Annotated in this window: 11 protein-coding genes; 7 read left to right on the forward strand and 4 right to left on the reverse strand. The window is 64.7% G+C overall.

The window, feature by feature from the left end; translation table 11 throughout:
* Nucleotides 1-7 precede the first annotated feature (7 nt).
* From JQ616_RS08755 to metC, 3 genes are all read right to left on the reverse strand, one after another.
* On the reverse strand, nucleotides 8-1,477 hold the full coding sequence (locus tag JQ616_RS08755) for a type II and III secretion system protein family protein (RefSeq protein ID WP_433995959.1): 1,470 nt from the start codon (nucleotides 1,475-1,477) through the stop codon (nucleotides 8-10).
* A gap of 13 nt (nucleotides 1,478-1,490) precedes the next feature.
* Complete coding sequence (cpaB, locus tag JQ616_RS08760) at nucleotides 1,491-2,294, reverse strand: Flp pilus assembly protein CpaB (protein ID WP_212013711.1); 804 nt, start codon at nucleotides 2,292-2,294, stop codon at nucleotides 1,491-1,493.
* Between the two features lie 287 nt (nucleotides 2,295-2,581).
* Nucleotides 2,582-3,778 carry a cystathionine beta-lyase gene (metC, locus tag JQ616_RS08765; RefSeq protein ID WP_212013713.1) on the reverse strand — a complete coding sequence of 399 codons (1,197 nt, stop codon included), beginning with the start codon at nucleotides 3,776-3,778 and terminating at the stop codon, nucleotides 2,582-2,584.
* Nucleotides 3,779-4,108: 330 nt separating this feature from the next.
* Here metC and JQ616_RS08770 point away from each other — a divergent pair, with 330 nt between their 5' ends.
* The 4 genes from JQ616_RS08770 to JQ616_RS08785 are packed head-to-tail and all read left to right on the forward strand — an operon-like array spanning nucleotide 4,109 to nucleotide 8,624.
* On the forward strand, nucleotides 4,109-5,125 hold the full coding sequence (locus JQ616_RS08770) for an amino acid ABC transporter substrate-binding protein (protein ID WP_212013715.1): 1,017 nt from the start codon (nucleotides 4,109-4,111) through the stop codon (nucleotides 5,123-5,125).
* A gap of 24 nt (nucleotides 5,126-5,149) precedes the next feature.
* On the forward strand, nucleotides 5,150-6,355 hold the full coding sequence (locus JQ616_RS08775; RefSeq protein WP_212013716.1) for an amino acid ABC transporter permease: 1,206 nt from the start codon (nucleotides 5,150-5,152) through the stop codon (nucleotides 6,353-6,355).
* Entirely contained in the window at nucleotides 6,352-7,872 is a 1,521-nt protein-coding gene (locus tag JQ616_RS08780) for an amino acid ABC transporter permease (RefSeq protein ID WP_212013717.1), read from the forward strand. Before JQ616_RS08775 ends, JQ616_RS08780 begins: the two co-directional genes overlap by 4 nt.
* Before the next feature lie 11 nt (nucleotides 7,873-7,883).
* Complete coding sequence (locus tag JQ616_RS08785; protein ID WP_249136587.1) at nucleotides 7,884-8,624, forward strand: amino acid ABC transporter ATP-binding protein; 741 nt, start codon at nucleotides 7,884-7,886, stop codon at nucleotides 8,622-8,624.
* Nucleotides 8,625-8,733: 109 nt separating this feature from the next.
* Here the strand turns inward: JQ616_RS08785 and JQ616_RS08790 are convergent, their stop codons facing one another.
* Complete coding sequence (locus JQ616_RS08790) at nucleotides 8,734-9,768, reverse strand: cysteine synthase A (RefSeq protein WP_212013718.1); 1,035 nt, start codon at nucleotides 9,766-9,768, stop codon at nucleotides 8,734-8,736.
* Here JQ616_RS08790 and JQ616_RS08795 point away from each other — a divergent pair.
* From JQ616_RS08795 to JQ616_RS08805, 3 genes are all read left to right on the forward strand, one after another.
* Nucleotides 9,746-10,249 (forward strand): hypothetical protein, encoded by a 504-nt coding sequence (locus JQ616_RS08795; RefSeq protein ID WP_212013719.1) that lies wholly within the window; start codon nucleotides 9,746-9,748, stop codon nucleotides 10,247-10,249. The genes JQ616_RS08790 and JQ616_RS08795 overlap by 23 nt on opposite strands.
* Nucleotides 10,250-10,383: 134 nt before the next feature.
* Entirely contained in the window at nucleotides 10,384-11,853 is a 1,470-nt protein-coding gene (locus tag JQ616_RS08800) for an efflux transporter outer membrane subunit (RefSeq protein ID WP_212014758.1), read from the forward strand.
* Nucleotides 11,843-13,300 (forward strand): efflux RND transporter periplasmic adaptor subunit, encoded by a 1,458-nt coding sequence (locus JQ616_RS08805; RefSeq protein WP_212013720.1) that lies wholly within the window; start codon nucleotides 11,843-11,845, stop codon nucleotides 13,298-13,300. The genes JQ616_RS08800 and JQ616_RS08805 overlap by 11 nt, the downstream gene beginning before the upstream one ends.
* The last annotated feature ends 21 nt before the right edge of the window (nucleotides 13,301-13,321 follow it).

The following is a 13,321-nucleotide window of genomic DNA, read 5'->3' on the forward strand; positions in this document are numbered from 1 at the left end:
CCGCGCCTCAGTCGATGATGAAGCCGAAATTGACCGGCGTGGCGCCGATCGGCTCAGCACGGGCGGCAACGCCGTAGATGCGATTGACGCGCGCCAGCAGCGCCGACTGCGCATCGGAGGCCGGAGCAAATCCGTCATCCGGACGGGACAATTCCTTCTGGGCGACCGCGCGCACCACGTAGGGCGTCACGATGACCATGAGCTCAGTCTCGTTGTTGACGAAATCCTGGCTCCTGAACAGCTGGCCGAGGACCGGGATCTGATCGACGCCCGGCATTCCGTTGACGGCCTGCTTGGTCTGCTCCTGGATCAGGCCGGCCATCGCGATCGAACCGCCGGAGGGCACTTCCAGCGTGGTGTCGGCGCGGCGGGTCTTGATCGAGGGAATGGTCGTGCCGTTCTGGCCGCCGGTCAGGGCGTTGTCCATCGAGACTTCGGAAACCTCGGTCATCACCTTCAGGCTGATGCGTCCCTCGGACAGCACCACCGGGGTGAAATTGAGCGAGATGCCGAACTTCTTGAAGCTGACGGTCTGCACGCAATTGCCGATCGTGCCCGACGTCGTCGTCTGACAGGTGACGCCGGTCGGGATCGGAAACTCGCCGCCCGAAACAAAGGTCGCCGACTCGCCTGAGATGGCGGTGAGGTTGGGTTCGGCCAGCGTCTTGACCACGCCCGCGCTCTCCATCGCGCGCAGCGTCGCGGTGACGGTCGGCACACCGAGCTTGTTCAGGGCGGCGCCGGTCAGCACGTTGCTCGGGGCAAGCGCGCCGTTGTTGGCGGTGAAGGCGTTGGCGTTGTTGAAGACCACCGCGGCGGTGCCGTAGTTCATGTTGGCGCTGAGATCGACGCCGAGCTGCTTGACGACGTCGCGGCGGACTTCGGCGACGGTGACTTTCAGCATCACCTGGTCGCGGCCGCGCACCACGATGGAATTGACCACCTTGTCGGCGCTACCGACCAGTTTCGCGGCGATGTCGCCGGCCTGCTGGGCTTCGACCGGACTCGCTACCGTGCCGGTCAGAACCACGCTTTCGCCGACGCCCTCGATCTGGACGCCCGGCAGCATCTGCTTCAGCGCGGCGCGCATGCCATTGAGGTCACGCTTGATCGCGATGTCGTAGGAGGCGACCTGGTTGCCGTCGGCGTCGAAGAACACCACGTTGGTCTGGCCGACCGCCGCGCCGATGATATAAGCGCGTTGCGCCGAGCGGATCACGGCGTTGGCGATCTTGGGATCGGCGACCAGTACGTCCTTGGCCTCGCGGGGCAGGTCGACCACGACAGACTTGCCGACCCCGAGCGAGACGAACCGCGTCTTGGCGGCAATGCTGCTCGTCACTGCGACATCCGCGTTCTTGTCGGGATCGGTCGCGCTGGCGAGGGCAGGGATCAGCATCAGGGCGGTGACCGCCGAGAATGACAGCGATCGGACCAGCGTGGTCCGTGTCGCCAGTTGTTTTGCAGCCATTGTCATAGTGAAGCCCCCATCACTTCTGTGTCGTCTGAGAGCTCGGGATGCCGAAGCGCACCACCTTGATGCTCTCGCCCCGTTTCGGGGCCTGGTCTGTGGTCTCGTCTGTCTTCTCGTTGACGTCGGCGATGCTGCGCAGCGCCAGCGCCAGCGTGCCGCTCTGCCGGGCGCGCGCCAGCGTCTCGGCTTGCTCGGGCTTGAGCTCGAGGGTCACGGTCTTGCCGACGAGGGAGTTGTTGCCGTCCTTCTCTTTCGGCGCCTGGTCGATCGCCAGCACGCGGACGTTGGACAGCAGGATCTCGGTGGTGATGATGTCGCGGCTGCCCTGGACCTGATCGGGATTCTTGTCGCGTCGCGACAGGATCACGTCGACGCGGTCGTTCGGCAGGATGAAGCCGCCGGCGCCGGTCTCCGGCGAAATTTCCGTGGAGATCGCGCGCATGCCGGAGGGCAGGATCGCAGCCATGAAGCCGCTGCCATTGGCCTTGACCAGCTTCTGCTCGCGGATCGGCTCGCCGATGATGAAGGGCGTGCGCGCGATCGAGCCGATCACGTCGTTCATGGCGTCGGGATTGGTGTCATGGCGGATGAACGCGGCACTCGCGGTTTCAGCCGGCCAGCGCTGCCATTGCAGGTCTTCGGCCTTGACCGACTGGCCGAGGCCGATGTCGGACTTCGCCACCAGCACTTCGACGGTCGGTAGTTGCGCCACTGGCGGCGCGACCGGCGCCGGTTTTTTATCGCCGACGCTCGCGAGATACATGGCCGCGAGGCCTGCGACGCCGGCGATGCCGAGGACCACGATGCGTGCCGTCTTCATGCGATTGTCTGAATGCCCTGAACGTCGGGCAGTCACGTTCCTTGCGGCACTGACAGCCCTTCCCGGAGCATCACTACGGCCGCAAAAGTATAAGGGAACTTGATGGAACGTCCGGACAATTAAGGGATTGGTGGGGATGGTGAACGGCGAGTTATCGGCATCGCTCGCATCTCCGCAGAATCCCGGAGATCGCACGTACTCCAGCGCGCGCGACCTTGGTCGCAGCGCCGCGTCAGGGCGCGTCGGTCGTGGTTAATCTCGTCTGACGCGGCAGCCGGCGCCGAAGATCAGAGTGCCGCCTTCAACGCCGCAAACCCGCGATCGAGATCGGCCTTGAGGTCGTCGGTGTTCTCGAGCCCGATATGCAGCCGCAGCGTCGGTCCGCCCGGCGCCCATTTGGTCGCCGTGCGATAGTCGTTGCAGTCGAACGGGATCGCGAGGCTCTCGAAGCCGCCCCATGAAAACCCCATGCCGAACAACGTGAGCGCGTTGAGCATGGTATCGACCGCGGTTTGCGGAACGGGCTTTAGCACGATGCTGAACAGGCCGGAGGCGCCGGTGAAGTCGCGCTTCCAGATCGCATGACCCGGATCGGTTTCCAGAGCAGGGTGCAGCACGCGCGCGACCTCAGGCCGTGCGGCCAGCCAGCGCGCCATCTCGAGCCCGGAGCGATGATGTTGCGCGAGCCGCACCGACAGCGTGCGCACGCCGCGCAGCGCGAGATAGACGTCGTCGGGGCCGGCGCAGACGCCGAGCAGGCGGATACCCTCTGCAATCAACGGCCATGCCTTCGCGTTGGCCGAGATGGTGCCGAACATGATGTCGGAATGGCCACCGATATATTTGGTCGCGGCCTGCATGCTGATGTCGACGCCTTGCTCGAGCGAGCGATGATAGAGCGGCGTCGCCCAGGTGTTGTCGTCGATGACCAGCGCGCCACGGGCATGGGCCACCGCCGCAATGGCGGGAAGGTCGGGCATCTCGAAGGATTGCGATCCGGGCGCCTCGAGCAGCACGGCGCGGGTGTTCGGCTTGAACAGGCTCTCGATGCCGGCGCCGATCAGCGGGTCGAAATACGTGGTCTCGATCCCGAGCTTGCCCAGCATGCCGTTGCAGACGTTGCGCGTCGGCCGGTACGCATTGTCGCAAACCAGCAGGTGGTCACCGGCCTTCAGCACGGCGAGCAACGTGGTGCTGATGGCGGCCGCGCCTGACGGTGCGAGCCCGACGCCGGCGCATTGCGGGCCCTCCAGTGCCATCAGCACGTCCTGCAGTGCCCGGGTGGTCGGGGTGCCGTGGCGGCCATAGGTGTATTCGGCGCGATGGGCGTGGAGGTCTTCCGCGGTCGGATAGAGCACGGTCGAGCCGTGAAACACCGGCGGATTGACGAAGCCCTTCTGGGCCTTGGTGTCGCGGCCGGCCGTGACCAGGCGGGTCGCGATGTCTTGCGGGCGGGAGGGCGTGGAGCCGTCAGAGGAGGTCATGGATCGCTGCCGTTGGACTTTGGATTTTTTGCCGCAGCCGCACCGCGTCGGACGACGGGGCTACGCCGGGAGGTGTTACTAACAGGACGCAGAAGACATGCGTCAACCCCTTGACCCGGCTCGTCAGTCGCTATGTGATGCGGCGCAACTACCAGTCGCCGCACGTTGAGGGGCCTGCCGCGACCTACGATCCGTTGCCTGACCGTTTTGCACGTCAAACTGCCGGTCGGACCAGCATCTTTGCTGCATTGGATCATTGGGATGGCCCGTGAAGCGCGCGAGGCGATCACAAAGCAAACGTCCAACGGACGACCCTGAAAGGCCCTGCCCATGAAATGCGCATCCCTGGCTGTTTTTCTTGCCGTTGCCGCCGCCGCCCTGTCGGGCCAGGCCTCGGCGCAAACCCTCAAGACGGTCAAGGATCGGGGCCAGCTGTCCTGCGGCGTCAGCCAGGGCCTGCCGGGCTTCTCGTCGCCGGACGACAAGGGGAACTGGACCGGGATCGATGTCGACGTTTGCCGGGCCATTGCCGCCGTGGTGCTCGACGACCCGACCAAGGTCAAGTTCGTGCCGTTGTCGGCGAAGGATCGCTTCACCGCGTTGCAGTCCGGAGAGATCGACGTGCTGTCGCGCAACACCACCTGGACGGTCTCGCGCGACACCTCGCTCGGCGCCAATTTTACCGGCGTGACCTATTATGACGGGCAGGGCTTCATGGTGAAGAAGTCGCTCAAGGTCAATTCGGCGATGGAATTGAACAGCGCGTCGGTCTGCGTGCAGACCGGCACCACGACGGAGCAGAACCTCGCCGACTTCTTCAAGGGCAACAACATGAAGTACGAGGTGATCGCGTTCGGCAGCATTGACGAGGCCGTCAAGGCCTATGAGTCCGGACGCTGCGACGTCTTCACCGATGATGCCTCGGGGCTCTATGCCAGCCGCCTGAAGCTTGCGAACCCGGCCGATCACATCGTGCTGCCGGAAATCATTTCCAAGGAGCCGCTGGGGCCGATGGTGCGCCACGGCGACGACCAGTGGTTCGATATCGTGAAGTGGACGCTGTTTGCGATGATCAATGCCGAGGAGCTCGGCATCACCCAGAAGAACGTCGACACGATGCTCAAATCCGACAAGCCGGAGATGAAGCGGGTGCTCGGCACCGACGGTAATCTTGGCGAACAGCTCGGTCTCACCAAGGACTGGGTGGTGCGGATCGTGAAGGCGGTCGGCAATTACGGCGAATCCTTCGAGCGTAATGTCGGCACCGGCTCGCCGCTCGGCATCGCCCGTGGTGTCAACAATCTCTGGAACAAGGGCGGTATCCAGTACGCGCCGCCGATCCGCTGATCGATCCGGCCGACGGCTGCGGCGATGAGCATCGCGCCCCGCAAACCACCGCTGCAACTTGCCCTCAGGCTGAAGCGTGCGCTTGGCGGCAAGACCGGCTGGAAGGGAGTGGCGGCGCAGATCGCCTTCGCCGCGATCCTGGCCTGGATCGCCTATGAGGTCGTCGCCAACGCGCGCACCAATCTGGAGACCCAGCACATTGCGTCGGGCTTCGGCTTCCTCAACTACAATGCCGGCTTTGACGTCAATCAGAGCCTGATCGCCTACAACAATTCCGACACCTACTGGCGAGTGTTCTTCGTCGGTCTGTTGAACACGGTTCTGGTCTCGGTGATCGGCATTGTCTTTGCCACCGCGATCGGCTTCATCGTGGCGCTGTGCCGGTTGTCGCCGAACGGTGTGCTGTCGCGGATCGGCGGTATCTACGTCGAGATCGTCAGGAACCTGCCGCTCTTATTCCAGATCCTGTTCTGGTATCTTGCCGTGCTCGCGGCGCTGCCGGCGCCGCGGCAGAGCATCTCGATCTTCGGCACGTTCTTCCTGAACAATCGCGGGCTCATCGTGCCGCAACCGGTCAGTGAGCCAGGGCTCTATCCATTCCTGGCTGCGCTGGCGGTCGGCATCGTCGTGGCGCTCGGCTTGCGGCACTTCGCGCGGCGCGCTCTGTTCCAGCGCGGGCAGATGATCCGGATCTGGCCCTATGTGCTGGGTTGCCTCGTAGGTCTGCCGTTGATCTCGATGCTGGTCTTCGGCTGGCCGCTGACGTTCGAGCTGCCGCAGCTGAAAGGCTTCAATTTCGCCGGTGGCGCGCGCGTCATCCCCGAATTCGTCGCGCTGACGGTCGCGTTGTCGACCTACACCGGGTCATTTATTGCCGAGATCGTCCGCGCCGGCGTGATGTCGGTGCACAAGGGGCAGATGGAGGCGGGCTCCTCGCTCGGGCTCAGCCGTGCCGCGACGCTGCGGCTGATCGTGGTGCCGCAGGCGATGCGCGTCATCGTGCCGCCGCTGACCAGCCAGTATCTCAATCTCACCAAGAACTCGTCGCTGGCGGTAGCGATCGGCTATCCCGATCTCGTCTCGGTGTTCGCCGGCACCGCGGTGAGCCAGACCGGGCAGGCGATCGAGATCATCGCCATGACGATGGGCGTCTACCTGCTGCTGTCGCTGACGACGAGCGCGCTGATGAGCATCTACGGCTGGCGGATCAACCGGAGCATGGCGGCATGACCGATATCTCCGCCTCGTCCTTTGTCCGGCAGGATCTGGTCGCCGAGCGTGCGGCGCCGGCGAAGACCACCGGCTTCATCGGCTTCCTGCGCACGCGGCTGTTGAATTCGCCGGGCAACATCCTGCTGACGATCCTCGGGTTGTTGCTGGCCTGGTACCTCATTATCCCCGCGCTCAGGTTCCTGTTGGTCGACGCGGTCTGGACCGGCAAAGATCGCACCGCTTGCCTGACCGAAAAGGCCGGGCATGAGGTCGGCGCCTGCTGGCCCTATATTCAGGCCAAGCTGACGCAACTGATCTATGGCTTCTATCCGGAAGCGCAGCGCTGGCGGGTCAATCTGACCTATGGGCTCGGCGCCGCGCTGTTGTTGCCATTGCTGATGCCGCGCCTGCCGGCCAAGGGCGTGAACTCCGGCCTGTTCTTCTTCGCGCTTCCCGTGGTGGCGTTCTTCCTGCTGCACGGCGGCGGCATCGCGGGGTTCGGCGTGAGCTGGACCGCCGGCCTGTTGCAGCTGTTCGAGCAGAGCATCGGCGGCGCCGGCGATCTCTTGGTCAATCTCAGCAAGAGTTCGGCGATCGCCCCGCTGCTGTGGGTGCTGGGCAAGCTGCTCGTGCTGGCCGGCGTTGTGATTCATTGGCTGATCTATCCGCTGACCTGGCTGCGCGATCTCTTGCAGGCCTCGTCGCTGCCGGTCTGGAGCGATTTCGTCGTCACCGCCGCGGTCGTCTCCGCCGTGCTGTTCGTGCTCGGCGGCGGAATGCGGACCGGCGGCAAGGTCCTGATCGGCAGCTTGCTGACGTTTGCCGGGATCGCCGTTGGCATCAAGTTGATGGGGCTCGATCGGGGCGGCTTTCCGATCGTCGACACCCGACTGTGGGGTGGCTTGCTGGTGACGCTGGTGATCGCGATCACCGGTATCGTCGCCTCGATGCCGATCGGGATTGCGCTCGCGCTCGGCCGTCGCTCGAGCATCCCGCTGATCCGGATCTTCTCGATCGCCTTCATCGAATTCTGGCGCGGGGTGCCGTTGATCACGGTACTGTTCTTCGCGACCTACATGCTGCCGCTGTTCGTGCCGGGCAATTTCTCGGTCGACGGCCTGCTACGTGCGCTGATCGGCGTGGCGATCTTCACCGGCGCCTACATGGCCGAGGTGATCAGGGGCGGATTGGCCGCGGTGGCGCGGGGCCAGGCGGAGGCGGCATCGGCGCTCGGCCTGTCCTGGTGGAAGACGACGTCGCTGATCGTGCTGCCGCAGGCGCTGCGCTATGTCATTCCCGGCATCGTCAACAGTTTCATCTCGCTGTTCAAGGACACCTCGCTGGTGTCGATCGTGGCGCTGTTCGATCTGTTGGGCTCGCTGCGGGCATCGTTCTCGGACCCGGCATGGTCGACGCCGACCACGGCCTTCACCGGTTTTGCCTTTGCCGGATTGATCTATTTCGTGTTCTGCTTTGGAATGTCGCGTTACTCGCTGTTCGTCGAAAACCGGCTCAATGCCCACCGCCGCCACTGAACAAGGTCACCATGTCCACAACCCCGATCGTCAACATTTCCACGCTCAACAAATGGTACGGCGACTTCCACGTGTTGCGCGATATCAACCTTGAGGTCGGTAAGGGCGAGCGCATCGTGATCTGCGGCCCGTCCGGCTCGGGCAAGTCGACTCTGATCCGCTGCATCAACGCGCTGGAGGAATTCCAGGAGGGCGAGATCACGGTCGACGGCATCGAGCTCGGCCCGAATTTGCGCCGGGTCGACGAGGTGCGGCGCGAGGTCGGCATGGTGTTCCAGAGCTTCAACCTGTTTCCGCATCTCACCGTGCTCGACAATTGCACGCTGGCGCCGATCTGGGTGCGCAACATCCCGAAGAAGGATGCCGAGGCGGCCGCCATGAAGTTCCTCGAGCGGGTCAAGATCCCGCATCAGGCCAATAAGTTTCCCGGCCAGATGTCGGGCGGCCAGCAGCAGCGCGTCGCGATCGCCCGCGCGCTGACCATGAACCCGAAGGTGATGCTGTTCGACGAGCCGACCTCGGCGCTCGACCCGGAAATGGTCAAGGAGGTGCTCGACACCATGGTCGATCTCGCCAGGGAAGGCATGACCATGCTGGTCGTGACCCATGAGATGGGCTTCGCGCGCGAGGTCGCCAACCGCGTCGTGTTCATGGACGCCGGCCAGATCATCGAGTCGAACACGCCGCAGGAATTCTTCGCCAACCCGCAGCATGCGCGGTCGAAGCTGTTCCTCAGCCAGATCTTGCGGTGATGACGTAGGTGGGCAAAGGCGCTTCTTTTCGCCGTGCCCACCATCACGAGCAGTGCAAGAATTGGTGGGCACGCCTTGCTTTGCCTACCCTACCAAGCTGTTGCTCGCCTCAGACGAACGGCAGCTCGATCTTGCTGCGCTTCTCGAGCCACTCCGGCACCGGCAGGTTCTTCGAGCGCATGAACTCCGGATTGAACAGCTTCGACAGATAGCGGCTGCCGGAATCGGCAAGGATCGTGACGATGGTCTTGCCGGGCCCGAGTTGCTTGGCGAGCTGGATCGCGCCGGCGATGTTGACGCCAGTCGAACCGCCGAGGCAGAGGCCCTCGTGCTCGAGCAATTCGTAGATCACCGTCACGGCGTCCGTGTCGGACACCAGGAACGCCGTATCGACCTTGGCGGTCTCGACCACCGGGGTGACGCGGCCGAGTCCGATGCCTTCGGTGATGGAATTGCCCGGCGTCATCTTGGGTTCGCCGTGCTTGAACAATTCGTACATCGCAAAACCGTGCGGATCGGCGCAGGCGGTGACGATGTCCTTGTTCTGCTCCTTCAGGTAACGGCTGATGCCGGCCAGTGTGCCGCCGGTGCCGACCGAGCAGATGAAGCCGTCGATCTTGCCGTTGGTCTGCTGCCAGATTTCCGGGCCGGTCGAGTCGTAATGCGCCTTGGGATTGTCGAGGTTGTTCCACTGGTCGGCGAACAGCACGCCGTTCGGTTCGGTCTTGCGCAGCTGGTCGGCGAGCCGCTTGCCGAGATGCTGATAGTTGTTCGGATTGGAGAACGGCAGCGCCGGTGCCTCGACCAGCTCGGCGCCGCACAGCCGCAGGAAGTCCTTCTTCTCCTGGCTCTGGGTCTCCGGGATCACGATCAGCGTGCGATAGCCCAGCGCGCTGGCGACGACCGCAAGCCCGATGCCGGTATTGCCGGCGGTCGACTCGACCACGAGGCCGCCCGGCTTCAGGACGCCGCGTTTCTCGGCCTCCAGGATCATCCATTTACCGGCGCGGTCCTTCACCGACTGGCCCGGATTCATGAATTCGGCCTTGCCGAGAATGGTGCAGCCGGTCAGTTCGGATGCGTGTTTCAGCTTGATGAGCGGGGTGTTGCCGATCGCTTCAATGACGTCTTTGTTGAATGCCATGTCGGGGAATTTCTTTGCCGGTCTGTGTCTTGCTTGCCGCGAACCTAGTGTGCTGACCGAAAAAGGGAAGGGCTTTCGCACTGCGGCAAATGGCGAGTTCACCATGCGCTACCCGATGCGCGCGGATCGAACCGGCATCGAGAGAACTGGGTTTTGCGGCGGTTGGCTCACCTGGCAGAATCGCTCTGCGGCCGGCGGTTTGCCGTCGGATGTGCGCGGCGGGCTGGTTCAGAACCTCCGCCGCATCGCGCGTCACCGCGAGATCGGCGCGGCTTCGGCCATCCTTGCGGATTTGGGGCAACAGGGGCTGAGAAATCCCCATGAAATCTTGGTAAGAATGGTGACTTCCGGCAGGGGGCGAAATGCGCGGAAATGCCCTAAAAAGCAGGGAAAAGTCGAAATCCGGGGTGGCCACGAATCGCAGGGGATGCGACGTCGCGCAATCGTGACGGGGCTGTCCGCCCCACCATCCCAAGGGTAGGATGGGACAGTCAGGTTTCATTGAAAGCATCACCCAGTGAACGTCACCCAGACCATCGCTGAACGCATTATTCGTGCGCCTCGGGCGAAGTCCGGCTTGGGCGGAGAACGGGTGTGACCCATCCCGCGTCCGTGATGGTGCCGGGAGGCCGGTCCGGCCTCGCTTTCCGCCTGGGACGGCTCGCGGGACGCTCGCTGGTCGCGCTCGGCCTGGTCGCGGGCTCCGCCGGATGCATCCTGACCCAGGACATCCCCGATCCGGCGCTCGACGTCCCGCAGGGCTACAAGGCTGCCCGCCTGAGCCGGCCGGGCGACGCGCTTCCGACGCTCGACTGGTGGCGGGGCTTCCGCTCCAAGGAGTTGACCCAGCTGATGGAGGAGGCACAGACCGTCAATCTCGACATCGCCGCGGCGGTGGCGCGCTTCCGCCAGGCCGACGCGCTGGCGCGGCAGGCCGGCGCGGCACTGCTGCCGACCGTCAATCTCAACGGATCGGAGACCTATTCGCGCACCTCCGGCTCCAGCGCCAGCGGCCTCACCAATGGCGGGCGCGAGGTGGTGAACTACAGCGCGTCGTTGAGCGCCAGCTATCAGCTCGACTTCTGGGGCCAGAACCGCGACGCCGCGCAGGCCGCCGAGGAGACCTCGGTTGCCAACCGCTTCGACCGCGAGGTGGTGGCGCTGACCACGCTCGCAAGCGTTGCGAACGCCTATTTCACGGTGCTCGCCACCCAGGACCGATTGCGCACCGCGCAGCGTAACATCGCCAGCGCCGAGCGCATCCTCAACGCCATCAAGGACCGCTTCAAGGCCGGCACCGGCTCCGATCTCGATGTCGCCCAGCAAGAGAGCGTGCTCGCCAACCAGCGCGCGCTGGTGCCGCCGCTGCGACAGACGCTCGACCAGAACATCAACGCGCTCGCCGTGCTGGTGTCGCGGCCGCCGGAAAGCGTGCGCGTCGCCGGCGGCTCGCTCAATTCAGTTGCGATCCCGCGCGTCACGCCGGGCCTGCCGTCGGAATTGCTGACCCAGCGTCCCGATATCCGCCGGCAGGAGGCGCAGCTTGCATCCGCCACCGCCAATGTCGGCAGCGCGCGGGCGCAGTTCTTTCCGAGCATCCAGCTGACTGGCACCGGCGGCTACCAGAGCCAGGCGCTGGTCTCGCTGTTTCAGCCGCATGCGGCCTTCTTCAACCTGGTCGGTGGCTTGACCCAGCCGATCTTCGATGGCGGCCGGATCCTCGGCAATTTCGAATACAACAAGGCCAAGCAGGACGAACTGCTGCAGACCTACCGCAAGACCGTCGTGCAGTCGTTCACCGATGTCGACAATGCACTGGTCGCGATCCGCGAGACCACGCGGCGGTTGCAGCTGCAACGCGACGTGCTGTCGTCGTCGCGGCGCGCCTTCGATCTGGCCGAGCAGCAGCTGAAGGCCGGCACCGCCGACATCGTAACTGTGCTAAACACGCAGCTGACCCTGTTCCAGGCGGAAGATGCTTATTCCCAGGCCCAGCTGGCCCGGTTATTGGCGATCGTGAGTCTGTATCAGGCCTTGGGGGGCGCCTGGGAACCGAAGATGGAAAGACCGGTCGATGCTCTTTAAGCCCGACTCCACGGACGACGAGAAAAGCACCGCGCCGCGCAAGCGCAGTCTGGTCTCGCGCTTGCTCGGGCGCATGGTGTCGCTGCTTATCACGCTGGTGATCCTGGGCGGGCTCGGCTATCTCGGCTGGCTCGCTTTCCAACCCAAGCAGGGCGGAGGCGGCGGGCGCGGGGCGGGCGCACGGCCCGATTTGCCGGTGCCGGTGCTTGCGGCCACGCCGCAGGTGCATGACGTGCCGGTCTATCTCGACGGCGTCGGCTCGGTGAGGGCGCTGAATACGGTTACAGTGCGCTCGCAGGTTGACGGCAAGCTGCTCAAGGTGAATTTCGTCGAGGGCCAGGACGTCAAGAAGGACGACGTGCTGGGCGAGATCGATCCCGCGATCTATCAGGCGCAGTACGACCAGGCCGTCGCCAAGAAGGCGCAGGACGTTGCGCTGCTCTCCAACCAGAAGCTTGACCTCGCCCGTTATGAACAGCTGGCGTCGACCAATGCCGGCTCCAAGCAGCAGGCCGATACGCAGCGCGCGCTGGTCGCGCAGCAGGAGGCCCTGATCAAGGCCGATCAGGCGGCGATCGACAACGCGGCGGCGACGCTGAGCTATACCAAGATCGTCGCACCGATCGCGGGGCGCGCCGGCCTGCGCCAGGTCGACCAGGGCAACATCATCCACGCCTCCGACACCACCGGGCTCGTGATCCTGACCCAGCTGCAGCCGATCGCGGTGTGGTTCAGTCTGCCGCAACAGCAGATCATGCGCGTCAACGCCGCCGCCGCGAAGGGCCCGCTTGTGGTCGATGTGTTCGGCAATGACGGCGTCACCGTGATCGACACCGGCAAGCTGACCGGCATCGACAACCAGGTCGATCCGACCACCGGCACCTTGAAGCTGAAAGCCGAACTCCCCAATGCCAGCTACCAGCTCTGGCCCGGCCAGTTCGTCAATGTGCGGCTCAAGGTCGAGACCCTGCCGCAGGCCATCGTGGTGCCGACCTCGGCGGTGCAGCGCGGACCGGCCGGCACGTTCAGCTACGTGATCGGTGCGGATAATGTCGTCACCGCCAAGCCGGTCACCGTCACGCAGCAGAACGAACATGAGGCGGTGATCGCCAGCGGCCTGACCACGTCGGACCGGGTCGTGACGACGGGCTTTGCCAATCTCGCCGATGGTTCCAAAGTCATCGTCGGCAAGGACGACGGGCCGCCGGCCGCCGATCTCGCGCCGCGCAAGCGCAGCCGCAATCCCGATGGCAAGCGCGGCGCGCAAGGGGGCGTTCAGGGCGACGGCCAAAGCAAGGACGGCAAGCAGGACGGGCAGGGCAAGAACGGTGAGCACCGCGGCCGGCGCGAGCATGGCGAGGGCGATCAGAAGGGACAGGCCGGACCGGCGCCTGCACCGGCGGCAGGGAGCGAACAGTCGGGCGGCGCACCGAAGGCGCAGCCATGACCGGCATCCTGACCTCGTAAT

This window comes from Bradyrhizobium tropiciagri, assembly GCF_018130545.1.
Classification (GTDB): domain Bacteria; phylum Pseudomonadota; class Alphaproteobacteria; order Rhizobiales; family Xanthobacteraceae; genus Bradyrhizobium; species Bradyrhizobium tropiciagri_A.